The sequence below is a fragment of the Vitiosangium sp. GDMCC 1.1324 genome (assembly GCF_003044305.1).
Lineage (GTDB): Bacteria > Myxococcota > Myxococcia > Myxococcales > Myxococcaceae > Archangium.
Genome location: NZ_PZOX01000002.1, coordinates 831167 through 856519, shown reverse-complemented (window position 1 = coordinate 856519; position 25353 = coordinate 831167). Strand labels below are relative to the sequence as shown.

Genomic DNA, 25353 nt, shown 5'->3' with positions numbered 1-25353 from the left:
TGATACTGAGAAGCGGACACGCGGGCGGGAGGCCGGGCCATCCACGCCCGAGGTGGCAGGCGGTAGGATGGCGCCCATGACGCCACCTCGTGGGCTGACCGCGCTGCACCTGCGCCAGGGCCACCCGGACTTCCTGGACCTGCCGTGGCACCTGCCGCTGGAGGAGTGGACCCCGAAGGTGTGCTCCCGCCTGGTGGAGGTCCCCAAGGGTTTGTCGCGGCACACGGTCGTCTTCGTCAGCTATGGCGCGGACATCTACGCGCTCAAGGAGATGCCCGTCCCCGTGGGCCAGCGCGAGTACGAGGTGCTGCGGGGGCTGGAGGAGCGCCGGCTGCCGGCGGTGACGGCGGTGGGGTTCGCGCGGGTGCGGGCCCAGGACGAGCACGGGGAGGAGCTGGGCGTGCTCATCACCCAGTACCTGCCCTCGTCGCTGCCCTACCGGGTGCTCTTCATGAACAAGGGCCTGGAGCGCTACCGCGAGCGGCTGCTGGACGCGATGGCGAGCCTGCTGGTGCGGCTGCACGTGGGAGGCTTCTTCTGGGGCGACTGCTCCCTGTCCAACGTCCTGTTCCGACGGGACGCGGGCGAGCTCCAGGCGTACGCGGTGGACGCGGAGACCTCCGAGCTGCACGCGAAGCTCTCCGACGGCCAGCGCGAGCTGGACCTGATGATCATGGAGGAGAACGTCACCGGGGGGCTGGCGGACGTGGCGGCGATGGTGGAGCTGCCCGCGACGCTCGACGTGTACGCGACGGCTCCGAGCATCCGTCAGCGCTACGAGCGGCTGTGGTCGGAGATCAACAAGGAGATCTCCATCTCACCGCGAGAGAGCTACCGCATCCACGAGCGCATCCGGGCGCTGAACGAGCTGGGCTTCTCGGTGGGGGAGGTGGACTTGGTGGCGAGCGGGGACGGGAGCCAGCTGCGGATGAGGACCATCGTGACGGATCGCGAGTACCACCGGCACCAGCTCCACAACCTGACGGGGGTGGTGGCCGAGGAGCGGCAGGCGGGGCTGCTGCTCAACGAGATTCGCGAGATGAAGGCCACGCTGACGCGCGAGGTGAATCGGAGCGTGGCCTTGAGCGTGGCGGCGTTCCGCTGGCTGGACGAGCGCTTCCGGCCGACGCTGAACCGGCTGCAGAAGGAGCTCGGGCCAGCGACGGACGAGGCCGAGCTCTACTGCCAGGTGCTGGAGCACAAGTGGTTCCTGTCGGAGCGGGCGAAGAAGGACGTGGGCCTGGCGGTGGCGGTGAAGGGCTACGTGGCGCTGCGACGCGAGCAGCCCGCGTTGGCATTGCTGCGCTCGGCGAGTGTCCCGCTGACCACCGAGGACACCCTGGAGGATTCACGGGCCGAGACTCCTCCACCCACTCCGAAGGGTGCGCCCCTGCCTTGATTGCCTGCTATTGGCACGTTTGGGGTTCGGTCTCCGTGTAATAAGGGCTCTGCCATCTTCCATAGACGATGGCCTGACTCCCGCAGATGCAGTGCCACCCTCCGATCGCGTTGATGAGCTCGGGTTCGCTATAGGAGATGTGCTCGTAGGCTTCTCCCCAGCACGACGGCAGCTCGTCCTTGCGCGTCGCGAGATTGGACTGTTCATCCACGGCGGTGACAGCCCCGCCGCATCCGGTTGCCAGCAGTCCCACTGCCATCATCAGCCCTGCGATTGTCGTCTTGGTCTTCATGTCAGACTCCTGGGTTTGTGGACGGTGCTATTTCTTCCTCTTCGTGTACTTGCAGATCGTTCCGGTGCTGTAGTCGCTCTTGAGCATCTTCTTCCAGTAGGTGGTGATGAAGAAGGAGAACGCGTTGCGGTCGCGGAAGGCGAAGACGCCGGTGTTGGGATCGATGAACAGCAGGAGGTCGTCGGCGAAAAAATTCTTCGTCGTTGAGATCCCCACCGCGTGTCCCGCCCTGGCACCCTGAAGACCGAACAGGTAGCACCCGGGCTCCGACACCGCTTTGATGATGATGGTCTCGTCCAGGGCCTTGTTCTTCTGGACCATGGTGTAGTCGATGCCGGAGAGTTGCAGGTTCCGGGTCGTATAGAGCAGGCTCGCCAGCCGTTGGACCTTGTTGCTGTTGTCGGTCACGCTCCGGTAGGCCCGGTCACGCTCGGACCTCCAGAAGTCCTCGATGGCGGGGGTCGCCGCTCCGCCAGTGGAGAGGAGTGCCTCGTACTTCTCGTACAACCTGGCGTTCTTCTGCGCCAGCTTCGCCGCCAGTTGGTACTCGCGCATGGTGTTCGCGAAGTCGGTCTGCAGCTGGCGGTAGACGTCGGTGATGAACTCCATGTCCTGGTGAAAGCCGGCGATCGAACCACCGGTGAGCAGGACGCGGAGGAACTCGGTGACGATGGCGTTGCACACTCCACCCAGCGCATCGGGGTAGCCGAGCTCGTCGATGCGGCCCTCCTTCTCGGAGATCTGGACGAGCTTCTCGTTGAGGAGTTGCCCCGGATTGTCTCCCTGGCCGATCCAGGTGACGAGGGTGCCGCCGATGTCGTTCGCGAACTTCTCCAGGTTCGTGCGAGCCTTGGACACCCCTCCCTTCTCGCCAACGAAGACGCTCGCCTTGCTGCCCTTGTTGCAGCGAGGACATGCCTTGGTGAGCTCCTGGGTGCCTACGAGGAATGCATCGACGACGAACTGTTGGTGACAGCTCGGGCAGGTGTACATCGGGCATCTCCAGCGGAGGGGGCACCAAGTCTAGCATTCGCAGCCGGTCAGCGGCAGAAGCAGCGAGAGTCATCGTCTCGGCCGGTGCGTGATGGTACTTCCGTGGCTGGGGGGGCATGGCCCGCGCACCTCCGTCCCGGTGCGCGCCGCGGTGCTCTTCCTGGCTCTCCGACTCCACGTCTCCCAGAAAGGTTGAACTCATATGAGTAGGAACATGAAGTCCCCCGACATGAAAGGGCTCCTCCAGACGGCGGCGGCCGGCCGGTACTCCCGCCGAGACCTGCTGAAGCTGCTGGGCCTTTCGGGCGCGGCGCTCGCCATGCCCACGCTCATCGGCTGCTCGGACTCCACCGAGTACGACTACATCATCATCGGTGCCGGCTCCTCGGGCTGTACGTTGGCCGCCCGGCTCCTCACGGACTCGGACGCGCGCGTTCTGCTCATCGAGGCGGGAGGCACGAACGACCGCGAGGAAATCCGAGACTTCACCCAGTCCTACCGGCTGACCCAGCCGGGCGCCGAGACCGACTGGGCCTTCAAGTCCGAGCCGCAGGCGGCGTTGAAGGGCAGGGCCCAGTCCTACTCCTGTGGCCGGGTGGCCGGCGGTAGCAGCTCCATCAACGGCATGGTCTGGGTTCGTGGCAACCGGGCCGACTACGACGGGTGGGCCGCGGCCGGGTGCTCCGGCTGGGACTTCGCCAGCGTCCTGCCCTCCTTCCAGGCCCTGAGCGGGCCGATCCGCCCCTCGAACGCCCTGACCTCCCGTCACTCGTTGTCCCAGGCCGTCGTCCAGGCCGCCGTCAACCTCGGCTACCCCTTCAACGAGGACTACAACGGCGACAACCAGCTGGGCGCCACCTATAGCCAGCTCAACGTGGCGGAGGGCGGCATTCGCCAGGATGCCTTCTCCACCTTCGTCTCGCAGCACCTGGCCAACCCCCGGCTCACGCTCATGATGAATGCCTGGGTGAAGCGCCTCTCCTTCGATGGTTCGAAGAAGCTCGACCGCGTCATCATCGACCAGCAGGGCGGGGAGATGTCCGTGAAGGCCCGGCGCGAGGTCATTGTCTGCACCGGCACCATCCAGACGCCCCAGCTGCTGATGCTCTCGGGCATCGGCGCTTCGGAGGAGCTCGGGGCCCACGGCATTCCCGTGGTGGCCCACGTGCCGGGCGTGGGGAAGAACCTGCATGACCACCTGGTCTCGGTGGCGGTGCGCAAGCTGCGGCAGCCCGAGCCTGCCTCCCACACCACCACCATGGACGTGAACGTCTTCGCCGGCAACGGGCCCCGCTCGGGGTCTCCGAAGTTCCAGGTCCAGTCGTATTACATGCGCTACGGCTGGGGCTCCTATCCCTCCGAGGCGCTCGCGCTGGGTCTCATCAACCTGCATCCGACGAGCCGCGGCACCGTGAAGCTGCGCTCGGCGGACTTCCGGGACGCCCCCATCATCGATCCGAACTTCCTGAGCACGGACGAGGACATCGCCAACCAACTCGAGGGCTACAAGCTCATCCGCCAGCTCCTCGGGTCTCCGGGCCTGCGCGACTGGGTGGAGGAGGTGGAGCACACGCCGGGCCCCGACACCGTCACGGATACGCAACTGGTGGAGGCCCTCCGCCAGTATACCGAGTCCGACTTCCACTCGGTGGGGACGTGCAAGATGGGCACGGATGAGCTGGCCGTGGTGGATCCGCAGCTGCGCGTGCGAGGTGTCCAGGGCCTGCGGCTGGCGAGCGCAGCCATCATTCCTTTCGTCACCTCGGGCAACACCAATGCGCCCGCGATGATGGTCGGCGACCGCTGCGGACGGCTCATCCTCGAGAAGGCCTGAGCCTCCTCCCTCCGCGTCTGGCCCGGTGCGTGCAGTGGCGGCGTCCCCACAATCCCAGAGGGGGACCATGCACCGCACACTCATTGCTGCCCTGTTGCTGCTCGCTTCCGTGGCCCGCGCTGCCCGGCCCGAGGAGGGGCCCGCTTCTCCCGAGACCGCCGCCATCGCTCCTTCCGAGGAGACACAAGCGGCCGAATCCTCGCCCGCCACCGAGACAGCACTGTCACGGGTGAAGCTGAAGGACGGGCAGGAGCTGCTCGGGCGGGTGGTGCGCCATGACGCGGATGGCGTGGTGCTGGAGGTGGCGGGAGGCGTGCGGATGACGCTTCCACCCGAGGCGGTGGAGCGCGTGGAGGTGGCGCAGGACGCCCGGGTGACGCAAGGGGGCTCGGTGCGCTTCACCGATCCCGCCCGCACCCGCTACCTCTTCGGCAACAGCGCGCTGATGCTGCGCGGCGGCGAGGGCTTCTTCAGCCAGCGGGAGCTCTTCCTCTCCATGGTGTCGCTGGGAGTGACCGACCACCTCACGCTGACGGTCGGCTCCGCACTGCCCATGTGGGTGTTGGACAAGCGGATGATCAACGTGGCGTTCGGAGTGAAGGTGGGGGCCTCGTTCACGGAGCGCCTCCACCTGGCCGTGGGCGTGGAGTCGGCCGTGATGCCCCTCGCGCCCTCGGGCCTCGGGCTCATCTATGGAGCGGCCACCTATGGCACTCCTGACGCGCATGTCACCTTGAGCGCGGGAGTGCCCTTCGAGCTCACCTCGAGCGGGCTCTCCTCGGTGGCGCATTTCTACGCCGGCTCGCTCAGCGGCGGCCTCCGCCTGTCCAAGGGGCTGGCCGGCGTCACCGAGAACTGGGTGCTCTTGGGGATGATGGGGTCGGAGCCCGTGTTTCTCAACTCGCTCGCGCTGCGGGTTCTCGGCGAGCGCTGGGCGGTGGATATCGGTGCCGCCTACACGCGAGGCCTCTACCTCCCGGTGCCCTGGGTGAACTTCTCCTGGCACTGGGGCCGGGGTTAGGTGTCCCCGCGAAGGTGTCAGAGGATTCCTCGAAGGTGTCAGAGGATTCGATTTGGCTACGACTCGGAACCCCCGCGCTCGTCCTCCGCTATATGCTCGACCCGAAGACCGGCGGCTACACGAAGGAAACCTTCAAGCACCCGGCCGACGACCGCACGCCCTGACCCCTCGCGGAGGGGCGATGCATCATCGGCACGATGCGTCTCAACTCAGCAGACACGAACGCATGAATGACCCATACAAGCAACTCCGCGGCGAATACATCGATGCGCTGCGCGGCGCGGTGCCGGCCATCGTCCGCTGGTGGAACGACCACTGCCCGTACTCGTGGACGGAACCGGTTCCTACCGAGGCGATGACGGACTTTCACCGCAGGTGGCCGGCGGGACCGGCCGCGCATCCCCGGGTCATCGCGATATTCCGCCAGTACTACTTCGCGCTCCAGGAACTCAACGACCGTACGGCGTTCGTGTCGCGGGTGCAGCCAATCGATCTTCTCGTGAACGACCTCACGACGGTCGCGCCCGATCTTTTCGAGCTCATGCAGGGCTTCGTCTATATCCCCATCGCCTTCAATCCGGACGGGGAGGAGTGCTGATCCATGCCGCTCGACGTCGTGCACAACGTGGACAGGGGCGTGTACCGGCTCATGAGCGCACCGAAGGACATCCAAGGGGGCACGCCTGTATCGGACTATCGCGGGCGAGTGGATGACGCCGATGAGCAACTCCAGAAGCTCTTCGAGCACTATGTCGAGGGGTTTCAGTTCTTCTATCCGCACTGCGATCGCTGGTGGAAGGGCTGCATCGCCGCTGCTCTATCCGGGGAGCGGACCCGCGAAGAGGCGGTGGACGTCGCATTCGAGCACCGCCCGGCCGGGCCGGCCTCCGCGCCGGAGTTCGTCTGGTTCATCCGTCATTTCTGGCTGCGCTGCGACCGCATCAACAAGAGCTTCCCGCTCAGCCGTCGCATCGCGCCGGAGGTCGTGCTGCTGAAATGGCTGATCGATGCCGGCAAGCAGGACTACGTCACGCTGGTGACGTGCATGCCCTACTGGCCCATTGGCCTGAACGAGCATGGCGAATGGTGTTAGCGCATGGCGGAATGAGGGCCTTGTTGAGGGGGAGGGTTGGTGCAAAGGGGTCGAGGAGGGCCGCAGCCGGAGTGAGCAAGGCCGAGCGCCGCGCCGGTGCAGGGGGCAGTGCAACGGGCTTGGGACACACGGCGGGATTGGCCGCACGTGCTCGCCAGGACCCGTGGCGGGGCGAGGAGGTACTAGCCGTCTCCCTCATGACATCCTACCTCAGGCCACCTCCTTGATCAGGCCGCCTAGAGCACCCTCGAAGGCCTCGAAGGTGTCAGAGGATTCGATTCGGGGGTCTGCAGCGTACGAATCCTCTGACACCGGGCGGGCGGTACGCGTCGCCGTGTGTCTCCGGTAGCATGGTGCGGGGTTGGCGTAGGGGGACACGCCATGGCGTGGTGGAAGCAATTTCCCAGAAGAGAGAGCCGCACGCCTCGTGAACCGGGGGCGGGAGACCGGCCGGCGCTGGCGGTCGGTGACGTGGTGCGGCTGAAGGGCAGGCCGGAGCGGGTACGTTGCGTGCTGGCCATGGAGTGGCATTGGATCCGGTACGAGTACGTCTACGTCGTCGAGACGACGGCCCCGGGTGGCTTCCAGCCCTACTGGTTCAAGGACCAGCTCCTGCTCGAGTCAGTGGCACCTGCTCCGCTCTGATCAGGGCCAGGGCGAGACAGCGCTCACTGGAACCACACGCCGTAGCACAGCAGCGTCGGCCTTCGAGCCGGGCAACTTGGCCCAGCGTCCATCAGTCCCGCCCACGACGATGCACACCGGCACCTTGCGACCATCCGGCAACAGGGCCTGAGTGTAGCGGCCGTGGACTGCCTCCCTCCCGATCTTGTCGTGGAAGCCCGGGCCCGTCCAGAGCTGGCCGTAAAGCAAGGTGCCCACCGGTAACGCCGGGTCCGTGTTGACGTACTGCACTACGCGCCCAACAATGGGGCCGTCCCGATAGGTGCCCTCCTCGCTGTTGTCACCAGGCTGGTTGATGTCGAGGATGGCCGCGAGGTAACTGCCCCGAGTCAGCCTCAACTCCTCAAACATGGCGTGCTGGGCGTCCTCGGGGCATTCCGCTGGCTCTGGTTTGACCTGGGCGGCAGGGCAGCCGAGACCGGTTGCGGCGCACAGCCATGCGGCAAGGAGGCTCGAGAACGAAATGCCGCGAATGGGAGTGGCGGAATCCTGGGGGGTGGTAGACACGGGCGGGGTTCCTCTCTGGTCAGTGGCGGACGCACCATGCGCCGCGGGTGAGGGCTCGAGCAGGGCTCGTCCGATGAGCAGGCCGATGGCACCCACGAGGAGAACGCAGGCCAGTGTGGTGAGGAGCAACCTCCTCCGCGAGCTGCGCGCTGTGGGGCCAGCAGCCTTCTCTCCTGGGGCCTCTTCCTGCGGCTGCGCCTCCTCGACCTCGGGCGCTGCTCGCGGGTGCTCGACCCCCGGCTCCTGCTCGGGCGGCGCCTCCGTCACGCTCTTCTCCGGAAGGGTGAGGGGTACCTTCCAGGCGGGGGATGCCTTCTCCTGCTCGGCGGCCTCCGCCAACGCATGGAGCAGCGCCTGGGTGTTGGGGTAGCGCTCCTCGGGCTTCTTCTCCAGCAGCTTCAGGGCGATGTCGCTCAGGGAGCGCGGCGCCCGTGGGTTGAGGACGTGGGGCGCGACGGGGACAACGGTGGCGATGGCCGCCACCAATTGCTTGTCCGGCAGCTCCGGGTTGAAGGGGTGCAGGTCCGTGAGGCCCTGGTAGAGCAGCACCCCCAGGGCGTACAGGTCTGCGGGCACGCCTCCTTGGAAAGGCTCTCCCCGCCCCAACGCCCCGGAGCGCGTGTAGGCCAGGAGCTCGGGCGGCAGCAGGTGCAGCGCGCCATCGGGCACCCCCATCGTCTTCGTGAAGGCTCCGGGCAGGCGGACCGTGCCGAAATCAATGAGGAAGGGGCGGCCGTCCGTGCGGCGGATGAGGATGTTCTCCGCCTTCAAGTCCCGGTGGTACACGCCGCGCTTGTGCAGGGCGTCCACGGTGCGCACCACGTCGCTGAAGGTGTCCACCAGGCCGGCGGCGTGAAAAGGCTTGCGCCAGCGCGACCGGTGCCAGTCGTCCCCGTCCACGTAGTCAGTGACGATGAAGGGGTAGCCCTTGCTGGGGTCGGGCCAGAAGTCCACCGCGTACACGCACAGCAGGTTGGGGTGGGAGGAGTAGGTGAAGAGGGCCGCCGCCTCGCGCGCGAGTTGCCGGTAGGCGCTCCGCTCCTCCACGTACTCGTCCTCCGAGAGCTCTTCCCGGATGTCGGACAGGGGGCACAGCCCCATCTTCAGGGAGTAGATTTTCCTCTTCCGCTCCACCTTGAAGACGCGGGAGGAGCCTCCACGGCCCAGCACCTGGACAATGCGCCAGGGTCCCACCATGTCGCCACTCTTGAGGTGCTCTGGGTGCAGGGCTTCCGTCATGGGGCCGTCCTCCTAGAGTGCCACGTTATGGATGGACAGCAACCGACCACCTTCCGTATCCAGCAGTTCCAGTCGGAAAGGGGCCTTGCCGGACATGGGGGCGTCCGCTTGCACCACGACGAGCCCGGACTCGCCAGGCTGGAGTTGCGACTTCTCCTGGAGTTGTACCAGGCGCACCCGCAGTGGAGTGCCCTCCGCGCTGAAGAGGCGCGCGGAACCGGGTGCCCAGGGCTTCTGGCCGGGGAGATTGTTGATGGGGACGGCCACCACCATCCAGCGGGGCGCCCGGTAGCCCATGCCCATGCCCGAGGTAAGGCCGCTCTTGTTCGTTGAGGAAATCACCGCCTGAAACTCGGTGGCTTGGACGCCCTCTCTGTCCAACTGTCCCGACAGCACCAGCATCGCGGGCCCATTCGCCTCGTATTGGGCCAGTTTCGCCTCCAGCACCTCTGGCGTGCGCGGGCGGCGCATCACCTCCACCAGGGTGTCCACCAACGTGGGGTGGGAGACGAGTGCGAAGGTGGCGTACGCCGGCGAGGCGCCGTCCCTGTAGCGCACTCGCACAATGAGCCGCTCTCCGGGGCCTGGCTCCACGGCAAGTTCGAGGGCAACGAGGCGCTCACCCACGTCCACGAAGTGGAAGCGCGTCGCCCGCCCCTCCACCTCCACCGAGGCCTTGTCGATGAGGGACCCGAAACGGAAGAGGGTGAGGGTGTTGGCCGCCACCCGCACCTCTGGCACCGGCTCGTCCGGGCTGCTGGGGACGACGACTTGCCGCTGCTGCTGCTCGCGGGCCGGGGGCTGAGTCTGGGCTGCTGCCGCCCTCCCCGTCAGGAGGAGAACGAGCGGTAGCCACGGTAGGAGTCGTGTCAGGGTGGGATACCTCCGGAGTTCACCCTAGCAGATGTCGCACCCAGGACCAGGACAGCCAGTTGCCCCCTTCAACTCCTGACGTTGGAGCCGAGTTCACGGGGGCTGTCCGCCCGGCCCGACCCAGAGGGTCTCCCTCAACCGCGGCGAAGGCGGCCAGCACATCTTCGGGCGGGCACGACGCTGCTCCTGACGGACAGCGAGTCGCGTGGGCTTCCATGGAGCCCCTCCATGACGCACCCACCGGTTCCAACCCATGGTCGGCTCGCACTCCCCTCTCAGGGGAAGGTCAGATGGAGAAGACCTTGTCCAGACGGAGCAGTCGGAAGATTTGGCGCGGCTGATCCTGCAGTCCCGAGATGGTCAACTCTCCCTCATAGGTCTGGACCCGCTTGTACAGTGACATGATGACGGCAACCCCCGAGCTATCAATCAGATGGAGCGCGGACGTCTCGAGCACGACCTTCTTCCGGTTGTCCGCGGTGACCTTGTCCGCCATGTCCCTGAACTCCTGCGCGGTGGTTATGTCGAGAGTCCCCTCAACCACGATGGTCGTCTCATCACCATGGTCTGTTCGCGTAAGCTTCATGGCACCCTCGAACCTCTCTCAGCCGATCACCGTGCGGGTGAGTGCCAGGACGCCGTCACCCGTCACATCCGCGTACTTGTGGCGCGCGATGCCCCGGAGGGCGTCCGAAGTGAGGTAGCGCAGGTGCGGCTGGGCGGTGGTCGCGACCTCGACGATGATCTTCGCCACGTCGTCCCCCGTCTGCGCCCCGTCGTAGCGGCCCTTCAGGCGGGACATGTAGCCCTCGAGCAGGGGCCGGTAGGGGCCCAGCTCTCCCGTCATGCCGTCGTTCGCCGCCAGCACGTTGTTCACGAACTCCGTGCTGACCGGACCCGGCTCGATGAGCGAGATGTGGATGCCCAGCTTCTCCGCCACCGGAGCCAGGCTCTCCATGAAGCCTTCCACCGCGAACTTGGCGGCGCAGTACGCGTCATTGAAGGGTTGCCCGATGAGCCCTCCGAGGCTGCTCACCGAGATGACCCGGCCCGAGCGCTGCTCTCGCATCACCGGGAACACCGCCTGCGTCACCCGCCACACGCCGAAGAAGTTCACCTCCATCGTGCGTCGCAGCGCCTCCGGAGACGTCTGCTCCATGGAGCCACGGAAGCCCGCTCCCGCGTTGTTCACCAGCACGTCGATGCGGCCGTGGCGCTGGAGCACTCCCTGCACGCACTGGCGCACGGACTCGTCGCTCTCCACATCCAGCGCGCGGATGTCCAGCTGGACGCCCTCCGCGGCGGCGCGGGCGCGCAGATGCTCGGCCTTCTCCGGGTTGCGGAGCGTGGCGATGACCTCGAAGCCGGCCTTCGCCAGCTGGACGGCCGTGCTCAATCCGATACCTGTGGACGTGCCGGTGACGAGCGCGATGGGGGCCATGGTAGTCTCTCCTCGGTGATCAGGCGCCGCGGGGTGCGGCGTCGTGTCATGGAGTAAGTACCACTCGGCGCCGGTCCACCCCTGACCGTGGGCGCCAATCGACTGACCCGCGATGCCACCTGGCGCCACCCGGACCCTGTCACTGCCTCGCGGCCTGCTCGCCCTGCTGGCGGAGGCCGGTGTGCAGGTGGAGTCCCTGGCGCGGAAGGTCGGCGCTGTCTCGGCTTCCGCGAGACTCACCCCGGCCCAGATGGATGCCTTCCTCGACCTGGCGCTCCCGGTGGTGGGGTCCGATGAGGCCAGGCTGAAAATGGCCATGGATGTGCGGCCAGAGCTTTTCGGCGTGGTGGGGCTGGCCGCCATGGCCGCGCCCACCCTGGGCGTCGCGTTGACTCGCGTCGAGCGTTACAAACGGCTGTTGGCCCTGGACATCATCGGGCTCGCTCCCGGAAGGGACTCCACGCGCGTGCAGGTTTACCTGGCGCGGCCGGAGGGGCCCACCGCGCGGATGCGCGCCGAGATGGAGATGGTGTTCCTGCTGGCGTTCGCCCGGAGGATGACGCGCACCCAGGTCATCCCCCAACGGGTGGACCTCCGGGGACCCGTTCCCGCGTATCAGTCTCTCCTGGAGTCCTTCTTCAAGGCGCCCATCCACCATGGCCAGGAGAGCGATGCGCTCGTGTTCTCCGCGCTCGATCTGGCCCGTCCTCTGGCGAGCAGCAACTCCGAGTTGGCCGGGTTGATCGGGCCGCGCGCGGAACAGCTCCTCGTGGAGAGCGGCAGCCAGGACGTCGCGGAGCAGGTGCGCGCGGCGCTCCGACGCATGCTCGCCGGAGACGAGCCCTCCATGGAGGCCGTCGCTCAGGCGCTCGGGACGAGTGGGCGCAGCTTGCAGCGCCGGCTCTCCGAGGCGGGCACCTCGTTCGTCGCGCTGTTGGGAGAGGTGCGCTGGGAGCTGGCGCGTGAGCAGTTGGCTCGCACGGACATGGAGGTCGCCGAGATCTCCTTCCTGCTCGGTTTCTCAGACTCCAGTGCCTTCCATCGTGCCTTCAAGCGCTGGGAAGGGGTGACTCCACTCGAGTACCGCAGGGCCGCGAGGAAGAAGCGTTCGTCAGCCCGAGCGGGCGCGTCCTGAGGAGGCCCTGCTCTCGGCCACCGCAAGCTCGATCGCTCGCAATTGCTACACGGATGACATTTCGTGTGTCCATCAGCGCAAAGACAGAGGGTCTCGATGATATGCGCAAAACTGCGGACAACACCCGCATGCCATATCGCTTGAAGTCTTGCTTCCTTGAAAAGGATTTCTCATGTTCCGACAATCCCTTCTGCTGCTCGGCCTGACCATTCTGCTCAAGGGTCTGGCACCACCGGTGGCCCACGCGGCCACCCTCGCCAACTATCGTGGCGGCGATACGCCGGTGCTCACGCGCACGCCGTATGACTACGTGCCCAGCGTGATGAAGGATGGCGTCTACCGCATGTGGTGGTGCGGCGGCGTCGCGGGCGATTACATCCTCTACGCCGAAGCGAACAGCCTGAGTGGCCCGTGGCACGCGCGGGGCTCCACCACGGCCAACAGCTACGACGTGGTGTTCCGCCCCACGGGCAACAGCGCGCAGTTCGACGGCGCGCACACGTGTGACCCGTCCGTCATCCGGGTCGACGGTACGTACTACATGTATTACGGCGGCTACGGCGATGGCACCGGCACGACGATGATTGGCGTGGCGTCCAGCCCGGACGGGCTCAACTGGACGCGCCTCAACGGCGGCAACCCCATCCTCACGCCCGCGCGCGATTACCGCACCGTGTCCAACCCGTACGGCGCGGGGCAGCCGAGCGTCACGTACGTCAACGGGAAGTTCCATCTCATCTACACGGACACCACCGGCTATGGCGTGGATGCGAACGGCGGCGGTCAGTTCGTGCTGCGCTCGGCGGACCCCACCTTCCAGTCAGGTGTCGAGGAGCTCACCGCCTCGGGCTTCGCGCCGATGACCTCGGCGAACCACACGCGCCACTCGCTGCTCGCCGCGTTCTCCGTGGATTGGCAGTACATCGACACCAACGACACCTTCGCGGTGGCCATGTCCAGCGGCAACCACAACAGCTTCACCGTGCTGCTCTACAACAACACCCTGAACGGGCTGGTGGACCGCTTCGACCTCGCCGGGAGCTGGACCGAGGGCACGTCCATCGTGTCCCGCCCGGACAAGCATGCCATTCCGACGTCCACGTGCGGCACGGTGCCCATCGACATCCTGCGCTCGGTGGGAACTCCCGGCCAGCCGGGGACGTGGGACCTGGCGCACGTGGGCGTGGACCTGCTGACGGGGCGCACCTGCGATCAGATCCCCGTCGGGCGCGTGTACGAGGGCTACCTGCTCGGCACCCCGGGCCTGCCGATGATGCTCGTGCGCGACGGGCTGCGGCTCCAGTTCGCGCTGGCCGCCCCCGCGGCCGACCTGTCCCGCAACTCCATCAGCGTCTCGTCCGACATCTACCATCGCATCCCCTACGGCGCCTCGCTGTTCTCCGGCAATACGGTGTATGTGGCGACAGGGCGTCCGGGTGCCTTCCTCATGGATGACGGGCGGCTGTGGCCGGTGAGCTGCATCGAGGCCGTGCAGCACAACAACTCGGTCCTCACCAGTATCGGCACCAGCCAGTGGGACAGCTATGCCCGCGGCCCGAGCCTCTACTGCTTGAAGTAGGGACGGAGCCTTGGGCGAGGTGCCCGCGGTAGTAGAGCCGTGCGGCCCTTCGTGACGGTCCCGCTGGAGCAGCTCGACGAACAACCGGGCCGGGGGGTGGAGCGGCTTTCCTCCTCCCCCCGCGGCAACGGGGCCTACGGTGCCTCCTGCGTGAGCTGGAACGAGTAGGTCCACCGCGGGAAGAAGCACCCCAGCGGTGGAGTGGTCAGACCCGAAGGGCTTCACGAGCAAGGTGCCCGGGGCGGTTACGGAAAGCGGGACGAGTGGAGTACGTCCTACGCCACGCTCCTCTCCGCGGACTCCGTGAAGCTCAATGCCACCATCAAGGTGGTGACGCTGGACGAGCTCACGCCCGACACCAGCCTGGATAAGGCCGCCCTCGCGCTGCGCCCCCTGGGCGCCCGAAGGGGAACGTTACCGAGCAGCGAGAGGTGCCACGTGGCTACCTGGTGGTCATCGGTCCGGACTACGACACTTATTCCGTCGACGTGACTCGCAACAGCAAGGAGGGGCAGCTGAAGGCGCACTGCACCGGGCCCAGTTCCCACCTCAAGGAGCTCAAGGAGATGGGCCTGTCCGTCAAGCCCACGAAGTAGCCTTCCTTCCTGAGCTTCGTGAATCGTTAGCCTGCCCGAACACCTGGGCCTGGACGCGCGGGCTGTCCTGCTCCCCGGTGTTGAAGTCACGCTCGGGCCGTCGGCAACTCCAACCCGGCCAGTCGGAGGAACTCATCTGGCTGAAGCCCGAGGTTCAATACCCACTGGTGCCAGTCCTTGGTTTGAGCCTTCAAGCTGTACTTCAGCCCCTCCGAAAACCGCACACACAGCTGCGGCAAGTCCTCCTCTGGAAAGTTCCTGACCGCCTCCCACTTATGGACAAGAATGGCAATTTCCCGGCCTGCGGCCGCTATTTCGGGATCGCCATAGTCGCCGTGGAACACCCTCCTTCCTCCCGAATGAACCTCCGCGACCCAGAGATCCGCAGACTCCTCATACCTCACACCAGCGAACTCTCTAAACATATCCATTGCCGGCCCTGAGTTCATTATCTGCACCACCGCTCATGACTACTTCTGGCGGCAGGGACGCTTCCCGTCAAGCCGGGGCCGAGGGCGGAGGAGGAGAGCCAGTCGCTGGCAGCGACGATGGAGGAGCCGAAGAAGGTGAGGAGGCCGCGAGTAGACCGGGCGGGGCTGCTACGCTGCACGTTTGCATTGGACGTGTTCGCCTGCCCCGCTGGGGTTCGCGCGAGATTGGAGCACTTCTGGTGCGCTACCACGGGGTGTCCGCCCCCACGGTCGCTGTGCGTGCGCAGGGGGAACCCAAGTTCCGGAGTGGCGCTACCGGCACAGGAGCGTCTCCCACAGGAGGCGACGAGCGGAAGGCCCCCAGTCACACTTCGATGAACTTGGCACCGGTGAGGCCTTCTTCCTCCATGGCTAGCTTGACGCGCTCGGAGACGATCAGCACCACCGTCCAGCCCCAAGGACGGAAGATATTAACGCCGCCTACCTTCGTCGGGTCTATCCTCAGACCGGCGACGTTCCGGTATTCGCCCACCCTTTCTGGCTCTCCATGCCTGGGCTCCCAAAATGTAACCTCCTCGCATCGAGCCTCATCAATACACCTGATGATATGGAGTGTGTTGAGAATGAAATACCGCTCAGACTGGTTCTCCACTCGCGCCGGGATGAACTGCACGTTGTTCTGAATGCCTAGCTGCTCGCACAGGGATACAAAGCGATGGCTTACAACGACAGTGGCCTCTGTTTCTGTATAATCGAGTGCCTGCCCGGGGTAACGCACAGAGAAGAAGGGCATCCAGTCCAAGCTCAAAGCCTTTCCCTCTTGTAGCCGCCCGGGAATAATCCTCCTTCCCTCAGCGTCCCATGGGCCTTGGACATACCAGCGCCCCGGAATGTGTACATCGCCCGCCAGACGGAAATATCTATCCTGAGTGCTCATGGCTTCTTTGTAGCGAGTTTATTGAGTCTTGAGCCAGACCGGCAGATGTCGCCCGCAATTTCGTCAAGCGCATGGGTAAGCTTGCGCCTGCATTCGTCTGGCCCTGCGCACAGCTTGGTTGCGTCATTCAGACGATCATAAACCTCTTGATGGTACTGCTCGGGGTGAGGCCCCTTATGGTCAATAACAAAGAGCTTGTTCGCTGGATCATTGAGGCTCATGCCGGCTCGTTCGAAGAGAGGCTCAAACAGTGGTGTCCAGGGGCCGCCTCTGACTTCGGCCTTGCCATTCTTGTCGGTGGCAATGTGGTGTTCTGGAGCATCTCCCTTGCTGTTGTCTTCCCGGCAGCCTCCCGTTGTCCGGGCCGCCTTGATGGCTGCCTTGGCCGCGGAGGCCTCTGTGCCCAGCAGAGCCCCCATCAGCAGGACCGTCCCGTTTGCCACGGAGGTCTCTGCAGCCGCTGCCTCTCCGACCACGACCGTCACCTGCGCACCGGCTCCCTGCACGACCGGTGCCCCCTGCAGTGTGACATTTCTCGTCAGCGCGTACCGGGGCATGCCGAGCCTTGTCCACAGACCACCTCCCCCCGGCGCCTTGGGCACCTGTGGCAGCTTCCCCGCCAGCCGCCCCAGAGCTACCGTCACAAGGACTCTCAGCGCCGTGCCGCCTATCTTCGGGCCAAAGTTCTGGGCGGCTTTGTCCAGTTGCTCGAAGTTCTGCGCCGCCTCGGCCTCCTGGTACAGCTTCTTGACCGCCATCGCTACGTTCATGATTTCCGTAGCGCCATAGGTGACCAGGAGCCATAGCGAGACAGCCGCCACAAAACCCTTACTCAGAAGGGGCTCAGGTGCCGCGAGCGCCGCGAGATACAAAGTCATTGAGGCGGCCATGGATACGATAAATGCGGGCGAGCTGAACAGCTCCATGGCCGCCTCGCGTGCGCCCTCTCCCATATATTGAGGGGAGAGCCTCAGCGCCTGGAAGAAGCGGCTGTTTTCCAGGTTGATTGGCAATGAGAGGGCAGACGGCTCCTTCCTGTAAAGCGCTTCATAGTCCTTGCGAATCTTCTCCTGCCACTCTGGAGGGGCCATGCTGACATATTGCGTCCCCACACTCGCGAGCCTCGTCCCGCCGGGGTACCGTGGCGGAGGGAGTGGCTCCTGCTTGCCGTATACCTCTTCGAAGGCCGCACGGATGGCTTGCCCGTCCTCCCGGGTCAGCGCCCCCTGCTCGCGGTCGGGCGGGAGTCGCTTGAAGATGAGCTGGACCCCTTTACGCCCCCAGCCGCCGTCGTACTCTCGCACTTCGACAGGCTCGAGTGTTCGGCCGGCAGGAGCGCCTCGAGCCAACATCGGTATCAGCACCAGGCACAGGGCGTGGGTGACAAGCTGACGCATGACCGGCTCCTCCTGCCCCTCGGAGCACTCCAGGAGCGTGAGCCGGTGATTGTCCACCCCCCATGAGGTAGGGAGGCAAGCCCCATTTTCCAGGACAGGACGTTCGACTTCGACGTGTTCGTCTGCGCGAGGTGTGGAGGAAGGCGGCAGGTGCTGGCGTACGTGACAGCGGGAGGAGATTCTTCCGGTCCACCATCTATGGGAACGTCACGCTCTCGAAGGTGTCTCTCGAAGGTGTCAGAGGATTCGATTCGGCCTCCCGGAAAGCCGCGTCCTTTCCAGGAGGTACAGAGTGGAGGCGGCGGGAATCGAATCCGCCGCCTGGAATTCTTGGTGAGTGCGCTTCCACCGGTAAGACCACCGTAGAGCCTTTGCCCCAGGACCTCATGTTGACAGGAACGCGCGCCCCGCTTGTAAACTCGAACTCTTCCCAGCAGGGCCAACGCCCGGAGGCGCTGCGTGCCGCGAGGGTGGGTGGTGCTGCTGTGCATGGTGGTGTTGGGGTGTAGCGGCACGGCTCGGAGCATCCGTAGTACCCCGGAGCCGCCCCAGCGCTGCGTCTATATCCCGCGTCGTGACGGTGCTGCCGGAGCACGGAGGGAGGCGGTGACTGCTCCGCAGGCGGGGATGCGGATAGTGCTGGTGGCGGCGACGGCGGGTGCTGCTCCCGTGGAGCCGCTCACCCCTCTCTCGGCACCTCCCCTGGAGGGGCTGTCCGGCGAGGGCCTGGGAGATGGCGTCCCCCGCGGTGTGCTCCGGCTCGTGCCCGAGGGCGGCCCGGGTGCGGAGGTCGGGGCTGGCGGCGCGGCGGGAGATGTGGTGGTGGTGGGCGGCGCGGTGGCGGCGGCGGTCGGCAGTGGCCTGCTGGTGTTGACGGCCAGAGCGGCCGCGAATGGGGAGAAGACTCCCATCGACATCGCGGACGAGTACTACGGTACGCACTTCGGCGATGTGAAGGGCTGGGTCCAAGGTCAATACCCGACCCAGGCTTCTCCTGGCGTGGCGCCCAAGCCAGAGCCCGACAAGAGTGACAAGAAACGGCTGGGACGCATCTACGTCACCTCCACGAAGCTCAACAAGACAACCCACCGCTTCTACGCGGGGCGGACCAGCATGATCGTTGATCTCACCCGGTCCCTCGCACTTCAAGCGATAGTGGCCATTCTCCTTCGCGATAAAAACCATCACATGGATGAGCGCGCCGAGCCGGAGAACGCTGCGTTTGCCGATGCGGAAGTGGATAGGTTCGATGTTGGGAGCGCTATTGACTATGGCCGGAGATATGATGACGTCGCGTATTGGCGGATTCGCGGGAGAGAGCAGCAGTTGATTGATTCCCTGGGAGGCGCCCGCTCCGACACCGGAGAGCCCTATCGCACCGAGAATGCCGTACGCGGCGTGGCGAAGGACAATCCGCGAGGCCGACGGTTTCACGATGCCGCCACGGAGTTGTGGGGCCTCCTTCACCCATACACGGGATATTAGCAGATGCCGCGCCTTTACAAACCCGGGTCGTTCTTGAGAATTCCGCTCGCAGACGGCTCCTTTGGCTACGGCCGGGTGCTGAACATGCCGCATGAAGCCTATTACGATTATAGGACCGGCACTCCGGATTCAGACTTGGACCGGATTGCCTCCATGCCCATCCTTTTCAAGGTGGCTGTCCGCCATATGGACGAGAGGGGGTGGGAAGTCATCGGGAGGAGGAAGCTGGAAGAGCGGTTTTCTCAACCCATCGTTCAGTTCATGCAGGACCGGGGAAACTTCCGCGACTGCTTGATCTTCGACACCGCCGGCAATGAGAGACGTGCGGAACCGCAAGAGTGCATCGGGCTTGAGCGCGCCTCTGTTTGGGAAGAGGTGGGTGTGGAGGAGCGCCTTCTCGACACCTTCATGGGACGGCCCAACGCCACGGCGGAGCGGCACAAAGTCCGCCTCAAGTAGGGGAGCCTCCTGCTCGCTCCCTATCCAGGTCCTGGCCAAACCTCGCTCGAATGCGCTGACCGAGCACTTCCTCGCCACGTCGTCGGCGCCAACGCCGCTCCCGCCTCAAAGCCCGACCCGCGGGCGCTGAAGAGCGGCTTGCAATCGACCGAGCCGAACACGTCATCTCCCCGATCGCCGATCACCACGACGTCTCGCTGTTCCCGTTTCGAAATCATGCCCTGAAGACCGGGTCCCCGAGCGTTCGTGACAACCCTTGCTTGGGGGCGCGGGACGGGCCGGGTGCCGGGCCCTGGAAACACCGCGGGGCGCGGCCCGTCCAGGCACCGCGCCCCGCGAATGTCCAGCTCTCCCTTGCTGAACTCTATTTGGCGATGAGGACGATCAGACCGCGGGCGCACACGTTGTAGTTGGTGTTCTCGCCGCCGATGGCCGCCTCGGTGCCGGGGCTGGCCACCTGGTTGGCGCCCTCGGCCCAGTTGCAGGTGTCCGTCACGCGGTACCACTGCTTGCCATTGAAGGGCCAGGGCAGCTTGAAGTCCACCGCGCCGCTCCAGCCGTTGTAGGCCACGTAGATGGCGGCGGCCGTGTCACCGAACTCGGTGCCGTCGATGCGGAAGGCCAGCGCGTGGTTGTTGCCATTGCCCATGTACGTGGAGTCGGCCACGGCGCCGCTCGGCTGGAACCAGCGCATCTGCTCCATCACGTTGCCGTTGTTGTCCACGGGACTGAAGAAGTTGGCGGGACGCAGCGCCGGGTGTGCCTTGCGGAAGGCGATGAGCCGCTGGGTGAACGTCTTGAAGTCCGTCTGGTCCGCGTTCAGCCCGTAGTTCAGCCAGTTGGCGCTCGAGTCCAGGTTGTATGCGTTGTTGTTGCAGGCCTGGCTGCGCAGGAACTCGTCTCCCCCCGTGATCATCGGCGTGCCCGCGCTCAGCATCAGGAAGGCGATTCCGTTGCGCGCCGCCCTGCGCTGGTCCGCCGCCACGCCCCCCTGGTCCCAGCTGAGGTTGTTGTCCTCGCCGCCGTCGGACGGGCCCAAGGGCCAGGGCTGTTGGTTGTTCTTGCTGTTGCAGGTGTAGAGGTCCTTCAGGGTGAAGCCGTCGTGGGCCACCATGAAGTTGATGGAGTTGTACGGCTTGCGGCCGTCATCCGAGTACAGGTCCGAGGAGCCCGCGAAGCGCGTGGCCAGGTCGCCCGGCGTCACCGTCGCCACGCCCATCTGGTTCTGGTCCTTGCGGAACGTGTCGCGGTAGTAGCCGTTCCACTCGGCCCAGCCGCTGGGGAAGTTGCCCACCTGGTAGCTGTTGCCACCAATGGCCCATGGCTCGGCGATGAGGTCCGCGCCAGAGCCACCGCCCGCGGGACGCGGCGACAGGTTGTTCCAGATGCCGTTGAGCGCCGTCCCAGCAGTCGTCTTGTCGTAGTTGTAGCAGCCATGCTCGCAGGTGTTGCCGAGCACCGAGGCCAGGTCGAAGCGGAACCCATCCACGCCCAGCTCGTCCTTCCAGTACTTCAGCGAGTGGATGATGAGGTTCTGGGCCGTCGTGTTGCGGGTGTTGAAGTTGCCGCCCACGCCCGTGTTGTCCCAGCTGTTCTGCATGTCGCTGGTCAGGCTGTAGTACGTGGGGTTGTCCAGGCCGCGGAACGAGAAGACGTTGTACGTGGTCTTGTCCGTGGCGCTCCACGCGCCGCCCTCGCCGGTGTGGTTGTAGACCACGTCGATGAAGACCTTGATGCCGTTGTCGTGGAAGGCCTTCACCATGGCCTTGAACTCCTTCGTGGGGCCGCCCGGCGTTCTGTCGCAGGCGTAGCGGCGGTCCGGCGCGAAGTAGTTCAGCGTCATGTACCCCCAGTAGTTGTCATCCGTGGGGCTGTTGGGGTCGACGTCGTTGTCGTCGTTGTCCGTCTCCTGCACCGGGAGGAACTCCACCGCGGTGACGCCGAGCGCCGCCAGCGACGCGGCTTTCTGCGCCGCGCCCGCGTAGGTGCCCCGGCAGGAGGTGATGCTCGTGTCGCCCTGGGTGAGGCCGCGCACGTGCACCTCGTAGATGACGTCATCCTTGAGTGCGCGCGTGGGCTTGGTGCCGAAGCTGGTGGTGTCCGCCGCCAGGACGATGCCCTTGGGCGCCTTGGAGCCGCTGTCCAGGTTCCGGTACGTGGCGCCGGAGGCGTAGATCGTGCCGTTCGTGTTGGTGGCGTTGGTCGGGTCGTGGCTGATTTCCAGCGCGTAGGGGTCGAGCAGCAGCTTGTTCGGGTTGAAGCGGTTGCCGTTGGTGTCGACGTCGGAGATGAAGCCCGTGCTGGAGCCCGGGGTCCAGCTGCTGCTGTAGGGCCAGTTGGGGCCCCAGGCGCGATAGCCGTAGTACACCGTGCCGGTGCCGAACGCGCTGACGGGGACCTTGACCGACCACACGTCGCCCGTCCGGGTCAGCTGGTATTTCAAGTACTCCGTCGTGTCGAAGGGTCCCTTGTAGAGGTAGACATCGATGCGGGTGGCGCGCGACGAATAGACGCTGAAGGTGATGTTGGCCTTCGTCGCGTCGTACTGGGCACCGAGCGTCCAGGAGATGGCGCCCTGCTGCGTGTCGCCCACGGCTTCCTGGCTTCCCTCGATGGCGCGGACGCCGGCTTCCGGTGAGGGGCCACAGGAGAGGAACGGGGTGGCGAAGAGGCCCGCGGTGAGCAGGGCCCGCCACGGGCGGCGGTTTCCGGCAGCAAGCTTCATGGAGTGACTCCCGGCGCGGTGTGGGGGGGAATGGGCAGACAGGCGGGCCCGCGCCTACCCGTCTCCTTCAACTTCCACCATCGCTCTGACCTGTGAGTCAATCCGGGGTGAACCGGACTCCCCCTGACTCCGGCACTCTGAGTGTTATTGAGCAGAGACGGAGATGTCCGGAGCCGCGAACATGCCGCGCCGTGTCAGTTCGCGAGGGCCATGGGCACGGGCTTCGCCGGGGCGAGCACCTCCACCTGGAAGCTCGCGGCCGTGAGCCGCAGGTGCGCGGGCCTGGTGCGCGGGCCTGGAGCCCCGTGGATGCGTCCCCCCCCTCTTTGAGCTCCATCCCACACGCTTCATGTCGCACGGTGTCAGGGCACGTAGGACCCCGGGTTGACGACTTCACATGGTAGTCGGGCTACACTGTTGGCGAAGACCTCGCGTAGCATCCGCGCCCCCTAGAGCAGTCCCTCGCCGCGGCTCCCCCCTCCGCGGATTTCCCTCAAGGAGGAGATCTTCACATGCCAACTGTTGCTTCCAGCGATCAGACGCCCATCCACTACCGCGTCATCGGAAACGGGCCTCGCAACGTGCTGCTCGTCCACGGATGGATGATGTCAGGGGCGGTGTTCGACGAGTTCGTGGACAAGCTGGACACCACGGGTCTGCGGCTGGTGATTCCGGACCTGCGCGGCTCGGGTGAGTCCGGGGCGCCGGCGGGCGGCTACACGCTGGAGCAGCTCGTGCGGGACGTGCTCGCGGTGGCGGACCACGCGGGCCTCAAGCGCTTCACCGTGGTGGGCCACAGCATGGGCGGCCAGATTGCGCAGTGGGTGGCCGCGCAGGAGGGCGAGCGCGTGGAGGGGCTGGTGGTGCTCAACACGGTGCCCGCCTCGGGCCTGCCGCTGCCGCCGGATGCGGCGGGGTTGTTCCGCACCTCCGCGGGGGACAGGCAGAAGCAGAAGACCATCCTCGGCCTGGCGTGCCTGCAGCTCCCGGAGGCGTCGTTGGAGCGGCTGCTGAAGGTGGGTGGCGCGGTGGCGGAGGCGTCCATCAAGGGCTGCTTCGATGCGTGGACGGGCGGTGGCTTCGAGGCGAAGCTGGCCTCCATCACCGCGCCCACGCTGGTGGTGGCCACGGATGATCCGTTCCTGCCGCCGGCCTTCCTGCGCGAGAGGGTGGTCAACCTCATCAAGGGCGCCCGCCTGGCGTACCTGCCGGGGCCGGGGCATTACCCGCAGGTGGAGCGGCCCGCGGAGACGGCCGCACTCCTTACGTCCTTCCTTGCCGGCCTCGGCCGGTAGTAGGAGGCATCCCCATGGCCTGGAGAATGTCCTTCGACTACGACGAGGCGCACGACGTCGTCACGGCGACCTTCGAGGACTGCATCCTCAACAACGCACTGGACGTGGCGCGCTGGCGCACCGAGGTGGAGGGGTTCCTGTCGCGCTACCCCTCGAAGGTGGACCTGCTCATCAACCTGGACGGGTTGGTGGTCAAGTACACGGCGGGCCGCGTCTTCGGGCGCGAGCGCACCGAGGTGCTGGCGCGCTACACCAAGCGCTCCTTCCGCTACGGCGGCGACGAGATGACGAAGATGTTCGTCAGCACCAGCGGCGTCATCAACGGCGCGGCGGTGAACGTCTACAAGTCGCGCGACGAGGCCCTCAAGGCGCTGTTGGCGGACCGGGCCTCGGGGGTGGGAGGCAAGTCTCCGTCCACGGGCAAGAAGGCGGTCTGAGTCACACCCCGGCGAACCACTCGTAGCCGCGGTCCTCCCAGTAGCCCCCCGTGGGCTCCGGGAGGAAGTTCACCTCGGTGAGGTACTTCACCATCTTGTAGCCGAGCTTCACCGCCGAGTAGAGGCGCAGGGGGGCTCCGTGCTCGGGTGGCAGCGGCCCGCCGTTCATCCCGTAGGCGAGGATCGTCTGCGGGTGGAAGGCGCTCGGGCCGTCCCAGGACGAGTAATAGCCCGAGTCGAACGAGCGGAACTCCACGAAGCGGGCACGTGGATCCGCTCCCACGAGCTTCGCCAGCTCGCTCACCCGCACCCCGTGCCACGCGGCCACCGCGCTCCAGCCCTCCACGCAGTGGTGGCGGATGCGGTAGTCCGTGCGCGGCAGGAGGTAGAGGTCGTCCAGCGAGAGCACTCGCGGCTGCTTCACCAGCCCGCCGACCTTCAGTGCCCAGCCGGCCGGAGCCCGTGGCATCTCGCTCGAGACGAAGTACTGCGGGAAGGCGCCGGGCCGGGTGAGCGCCTCCTCGGGCTCCTCGGGCGCGAGCCGCTCCGGGTCGAAGAGCGCCGCCTGGAAGCGCAGGTTGAAGCGCTCCATGGTGCCCAGGAATCCCTGGTGGGGCCGGCTGCTGTCGCAGGCGCCCAGGGCCGCGGCCGCCGTCGTGCCGAGCAGCAGCTTGCGCCGGGTGAGGATCCTGCCGCCTGGCGTGTCACTCATGCCGCTTGCCTCCTGTCACCATTTCCGCCAGCGCGCGGGGGTGGAGCAGCACCAGCACCACGTGCCCCACGGTGAAGAGGGCCAGCAGCGCGAGCACGAGCAGGTGCACCGCGCGCGCCGGGTCGTAGCCCCCGAAGAGCCAGGTGAGTCCGTGCAACTGCACGGGCTTGTAGAGGGTGAGCCCGGAGAGCACCTCGACGAACGCCAGCGCCAGCACGCCCGTGTACGCGAAGCGTTGCAGGCCGTTGTACGGGTCCTGCGGCGGGGCCTCCTTGCGCAGCCGGAGGTAGTACGCGGCCATGTGCAGCGCGTTGCGGGCGTCCCGCCTCGGGAGGAAGAGGCGCCTGCGCCACTCGCCGCTGCCGAGCAGATACGCCACGTAGACGAGGCCGTTGAGGACGAAGAACCAGGCGAAGGCGAAGTGCCAGTGCCGCGCGCCCGCGAGCCATGCGCCCAACCGGGCCCACGCGGGAGGGGGCGTCCCCTGGACGGGGTACCAGCTGTAGGGCTCTCCCTGCGGACCCATCATGGGATAGGCGACGAGAATCTGCAGGCCACTCATCGCCATGACGGCCAGCAGGGGCACGTTGGCCCAGTGCACGAGGCGGATGGGCCCGGGTTGTGGACGCGGGGTTTGAGGCACGGCGGAGAGCCGAGCATGCGTGGCCACTGCCGCGCTCGTGCCTCCCGGGGCAGGCGCACGGTTTCGGACGCCGCGGCCGTGACGTGCGTCCTCTATGCGACAGCCCGCGCCACATGACTTGAAACGGTGGGAGAGCGAGAAGTGAC

Annotated in this window: 25 protein-coding genes; 13 read left to right on the top strand and 12 right to left on the bottom strand. The window is 66.2% G+C overall.

Annotation, left to right across the window (positions count from 1 at the left end):
- Window positions 1-76: 76 nt before the first annotated feature.
- Window positions 77-1399, top strand: coding sequence for a DUF4032 domain-containing protein (locus DAT35_RS07990; RefSeq protein ID WP_108066281.1), 1323 nt, complete (start codon window positions 77-79; stop codon window positions 1397-1399).
- Window positions 1400-1406: 7 nt separating this feature from the next.
- Here the strand turns inward: DAT35_RS07990 and DAT35_RS07985 are convergent, their stop codons facing one another.
- Both DAT35_RS07985 and DAT35_RS07980 read right to left on the bottom strand, forming a co-directional pair.
- Window positions 1407-1691: a hypothetical protein gene (locus DAT35_RS07985; RefSeq protein WP_108066280.1), complete on the bottom strand. Its 285-nt coding sequence runs from the start codon at window positions 1689-1691 to the stop codon at window positions 1407-1409.
- A 27-nt stretch (window positions 1692-1718) separates the two neighbouring features.
- A complete protein-coding gene (locus DAT35_RS07980) occupies window positions 1719-2684 on the bottom strand; it encodes a hypothetical protein (RefSeq protein WP_108066279.1) in 966 nt (321 codons plus the stop codon).
- A gap of 214 nt (window positions 2685-2898) precedes the next feature.
- Between DAT35_RS07980 and DAT35_RS07975 the strand changes: the two genes are divergently transcribed.
- The 5 genes from DAT35_RS07975 to DAT35_RS58020 all read left to right on the top strand — a co-directional run bounded on the left by DAT35_RS07975 (window position 2899) and on the right by DAT35_RS58020 (window position 7277).
- Window positions 2899-4518 carry a GMC family oxidoreductase gene (locus DAT35_RS07975; RefSeq protein WP_158501597.1) on the top strand — a complete coding sequence of 540 codons (1620 nt, stop codon included), beginning with the start codon at window positions 2899-2901 and terminating at the stop codon, window positions 4516-4518.
- 67 nt (window positions 4519-4585) lie between these two features.
- The gene (locus tag DAT35_RS07970) at window positions 4586-5539 is read left to right on the top strand and encodes a hypothetical protein (protein ID WP_108066277.1); all 954 of its coding nucleotides are present in this window, start codon (window positions 4586-4588) and stop codon (window positions 5537-5539) included.
- A gap of 226 nt (window positions 5540-5765) precedes the next feature.
- Window positions 5766-6137, top strand: a complete 372-nt coding sequence (locus DAT35_RS07965) for a hypothetical protein (RefSeq protein ID WP_108066276.1) — start codon at window positions 5766-5768, stop codon at window positions 6135-6137.
- Between the two features lie 3 nt (window positions 6138-6140).
- Window positions 6141-6632 (top strand): hypothetical protein, encoded by a 492-nt coding sequence (locus DAT35_RS07960; RefSeq protein WP_108066275.1) that lies wholly within the window; start codon window positions 6141-6143, stop codon window positions 6630-6632.
- A 381-nt stretch (window positions 6633-7013) separates the two neighbouring features.
- Complete coding sequence (locus DAT35_RS58020; RefSeq protein ID WP_146209622.1) at window positions 7014-7277, top strand: hypothetical protein; 264 nt, start codon at window positions 7014-7016, stop codon at window positions 7275-7277.
- On the opposite strand, the gene DAT35_RS07955 is transcribed toward DAT35_RS58020, so the two are convergent.
- From DAT35_RS07955 to DAT35_RS07940, 4 genes are all read right to left on the bottom strand, one after another.
- Window positions 7278-9062 (bottom strand): serine/threonine-protein kinase, encoded by a 1785-nt coding sequence (locus DAT35_RS07955; protein WP_108066274.1) that lies wholly within the window; start codon window positions 9060-9062, stop codon window positions 7278-7280.
- A gap of 12 nt (window positions 9063-9074) precedes the next feature.
- Window positions 9075-9896 (bottom strand): DUF2381 family protein, encoded by an 822-nt coding sequence (locus DAT35_RS07950; protein WP_233261367.1) that lies wholly within the window; start codon window positions 9894-9896, stop codon window positions 9075-9077.
- Window positions 9897-10221: 325 nt separating this feature from the next.
- Complete coding sequence (locus DAT35_RS07945) at window positions 10222-10521, bottom strand: STAS domain-containing protein (RefSeq protein WP_108066272.1); 300 nt, start codon at window positions 10519-10521, stop codon at window positions 10222-10224.
- 18 nt (window positions 10522-10539) lie between these two features.
- A complete protein-coding gene (locus DAT35_RS07940) occupies window positions 10540-11376 on the bottom strand; it encodes an SDR family oxidoreductase (protein WP_108066271.1) in 837 nt (278 codons plus the stop codon).
- A gap of 112 nt (window positions 11377-11488) precedes the next feature.
- Here DAT35_RS07940 and DAT35_RS07935 point away from each other — a divergent pair, with 112 nt between their 5' ends.
- The 3 genes from DAT35_RS07935 (at window position 11489) to DAT35_RS58835 (ending at window position 14686) form a co-directional block, all read left to right on the top strand.
- A complete protein-coding gene (locus DAT35_RS07935) occupies window positions 11489-12511 on the top strand; it encodes an AraC family transcriptional regulator (protein WP_108066270.1) in 1023 nt (340 codons plus the stop codon).
- A gap of 172 nt (window positions 12512-12683) precedes the next feature.
- Window positions 12684-14090, top strand: coding sequence for a beta-xylosidase (locus DAT35_RS07930; RefSeq protein ID WP_108066269.1), 1407 nt, complete (start codon window positions 12684-12686; stop codon window positions 14088-14090).
- Window positions 14091-14521: 431 nt separating this feature from the next.
- Window positions 14522-14686 (top strand): hypothetical protein, encoded by a 165-nt coding sequence (locus tag DAT35_RS58835; RefSeq protein WP_158501596.1) that lies wholly within the window; start codon window positions 14522-14524, stop codon window positions 14684-14686.
- 86 nt (window positions 14687-14772) lie between these two features.
- On the opposite strand, the gene DAT35_RS07925 is transcribed toward DAT35_RS58835, so the two are convergent.
- The 3 genes from DAT35_RS07925 to DAT35_RS07910 all read right to left on the bottom strand — a co-directional run bounded on the left by DAT35_RS07925 (window position 14773) and on the right by DAT35_RS07910 (window position 17451).
- Entirely contained in the window at window positions 14773-15144 is a 372-nt protein-coding gene (locus DAT35_RS07925; RefSeq protein WP_146209621.1) for a hypothetical protein, read from the bottom strand.
- A gap of 337 nt (window positions 15145-15481) precedes the next feature.
- The gene (locus DAT35_RS07915) at window positions 15482-16054 is read right to left on the bottom strand and encodes an imm11 family protein (RefSeq protein WP_233261351.1); all 573 of its coding nucleotides are present in this window, start codon (window positions 16052-16054) and stop codon (window positions 15482-15484) included.
- Window positions 16051-17451 (bottom strand): AHH domain-containing protein, encoded by a 1401-nt coding sequence (locus tag DAT35_RS07910; RefSeq protein ID WP_233261350.1) that lies wholly within the window; start codon window positions 17449-17451, stop codon window positions 16051-16053. The genes DAT35_RS07915 and DAT35_RS07910 overlap by 4 nt, the downstream gene beginning before the upstream one ends.
- A 606-nt stretch (window positions 17452-18057) precedes the next feature.
- On the opposite strand from DAT35_RS07910, the gene DAT35_RS07900 reads away from it, so the two are divergent.
- Both DAT35_RS07900 and DAT35_RS07895 read left to right on the top strand, forming a co-directional pair.
- Window positions 18058-18936: a hypothetical protein gene (locus DAT35_RS07900; protein ID WP_146209620.1), complete on the top strand. Its 879-nt coding sequence runs from the start codon at window positions 18058-18060 to the stop codon at window positions 18934-18936.
- 3 nt (window positions 18937-18939) lie between these two features.
- Window positions 18940-19395 carry an immunity 26/phosphotriesterase HocA family protein gene (locus DAT35_RS07895; protein ID WP_108066266.1) on the top strand — a complete coding sequence of 152 codons (456 nt, stop codon included), beginning with the start codon at window positions 18940-18942 and terminating at the stop codon, window positions 19393-19395.
- A 364-nt stretch (window positions 19396-19759) separates the two neighbouring features.
- Here the strand turns inward: DAT35_RS07895 and DAT35_RS07890 are convergent, their stop codons facing one another.
- Window positions 19760-22120, bottom strand: a complete 2361-nt coding sequence (locus DAT35_RS07890) for an isoamylase (RefSeq protein WP_108066265.1) — start codon at window positions 22118-22120, stop codon at window positions 19760-19762.
- Between the two features lie 512 nt (window positions 22121-22632).
- Here DAT35_RS07890 and DAT35_RS07885 point away from each other — a divergent pair.
- Entirely contained in the window at window positions 22633-23415 is a 783-nt protein-coding gene (locus DAT35_RS07885) for an alpha/beta fold hydrolase (RefSeq protein WP_108066264.1), read from the top strand.
- A 14-nt stretch (window positions 23416-23429) separates the two neighbouring features.
- Window positions 23430-23852: a hypothetical protein gene (locus DAT35_RS07880; protein WP_108066263.1), complete on the top strand. Its 423-nt coding sequence runs from the start codon at window positions 23430-23432 to the stop codon at window positions 23850-23852.
- A 1-nt stretch (window position 23853) separates the two neighbouring features.
- On the opposite strand, the gene DAT35_RS07875 is transcribed toward DAT35_RS07880, so the two are convergent.
- Together DAT35_RS07875 and DAT35_RS07870 are read right to left on the bottom strand one after the other, a co-directional pair.
- On the bottom strand, window positions 23854-24564 hold the full coding sequence (locus DAT35_RS07875; protein ID WP_108066262.1) for a molybdopterin-dependent oxidoreductase: 711 nt from the start codon (window positions 24562-24564) through the stop codon (window positions 23854-23856).
- On the bottom strand, window positions 24557-25234 hold the full coding sequence (locus DAT35_RS07870) for a cytochrome b/b6 domain-containing protein (RefSeq protein ID WP_108066261.1): 678 nt from the start codon (window positions 25232-25234) through the stop codon (window positions 24557-24559). Before DAT35_RS07870 ends, DAT35_RS07875 begins: the two co-directional genes overlap by 8 nt.
- Window positions 25235-25353: the final 119 nt, after the last annotated feature.

Coding starts and splice junctions, on each gene's coding strand:
- DAT35_RS07990 (WP_108066281.1), top strand. CDS start 77: ATGACGCCACCTCGTGGGCTGACCGCGCTGCACCTGCGCCAGGGCCAC.
- DAT35_RS07985 (WP_108066280.1), bottom strand. CDS start 1,691: ATGAAGACCAAGACGACAATCGCAGGGCTGATGATGGCAGTGGGACTG.
- DAT35_RS07980 (WP_108066279.1), bottom strand. CDS start 2,684: ATGTACACCTGCCCGAGCTGTCACCAACAGTTCGTCGTCGATGCATTC.
- DAT35_RS07975 (WP_158501597.1), top strand. CDS start 2,899: ATGAAGTCCCCCGACATGAAAGGGCTCCTCCAGACGGCGGCGGCCGGC.
- DAT35_RS07970 (WP_108066277.1), top strand. CDS start 4,586: ATGCACCGCACACTCATTGCTGCCCTGTTGCTGCTCGCTTCCGTGGCC.
- DAT35_RS07965 (WP_108066276.1), top strand. CDS start 5,766: ATGAATGACCCATACAAGCAACTCCGCGGCGAATACATCGATGCGCTG.
- DAT35_RS07960 (WP_108066275.1), top strand. CDS start 6,141: ATGCCGCTCGACGTCGTGCACAACGTGGACAGGGGCGTGTACCGGCTC.
- DAT35_RS58020 (WP_146209622.1), top strand. CDS start 7,014: ATGGCGTGGTGGAAGCAATTTCCCAGAAGAGAGAGCCGCACGCCTCGT.
- DAT35_RS07955 (WP_108066274.1), bottom strand. CDS start 9,062: ATGACGGAAGCCCTGCACCCAGAGCACCTCAAGAGTGGCGACATGGTG.
- DAT35_RS07945 (WP_108066272.1), bottom strand. CDS start 10,521: ATGAAGCTTACGCGAACAGACCATGGTGATGAGACGACCATCGTGGTT.
- DAT35_RS07940 (WP_108066271.1), bottom strand. CDS start 11,376: ATGGCCCCCATCGCGCTCGTCACCGGCACGTCCACAGGTATCGGATTG.
- DAT35_RS07935 (WP_108066270.1), top strand. CDS start 11,489: ATGCCACCTGGCGCCACCCGGACCCTGTCACTGCCTCGCGGCCTGCTC.
- DAT35_RS07930 (WP_108066269.1), top strand. CDS start 12,684: ATGTTCCGACAATCCCTTCTGCTGCTCGGCCTGACCATTCTGCTCAAG.
- DAT35_RS07915 (WP_233261351.1), bottom strand. CDS start 16,054: ATGAGCACTCAGGATAGATATTTCCGTCTGGCGGGCGATGTACACATT.
- DAT35_RS07910 (WP_233261350.1), bottom strand. CDS start 17,451: ATGCGTCAGCTTGTCACCCACGCCCTGTGCCTGGTGCTGATACCGATG.
- DAT35_RS07895 (WP_108066266.1), top strand. CDS start 18,940: ATGCCGCGCCTTTACAAACCCGGGTCGTTCTTGAGAATTCCGCTCGCA.
- DAT35_RS07890 (WP_108066265.1), bottom strand. CDS start 22,120: ATGAAGCTTGCTGCCGGAAACCGCCGCCCGTGGCGGGCCCTGCTCACC.
- DAT35_RS07885 (WP_108066264.1), top strand. CDS start 22,633: ATGCCAACTGTTGCTTCCAGCGATCAGACGCCCATCCACTACCGCGTC.
- DAT35_RS07880 (WP_108066263.1), top strand. CDS start 23,430: ATGGCCTGGAGAATGTCCTTCGACTACGACGAGGCGCACGACGTCGTC.
- DAT35_RS07875 (WP_108066262.1), bottom strand. CDS start 24,564: ATGAGTGACACGCCAGGCGGCAGGATCCTCACCCGGCGCAAGCTGCTG.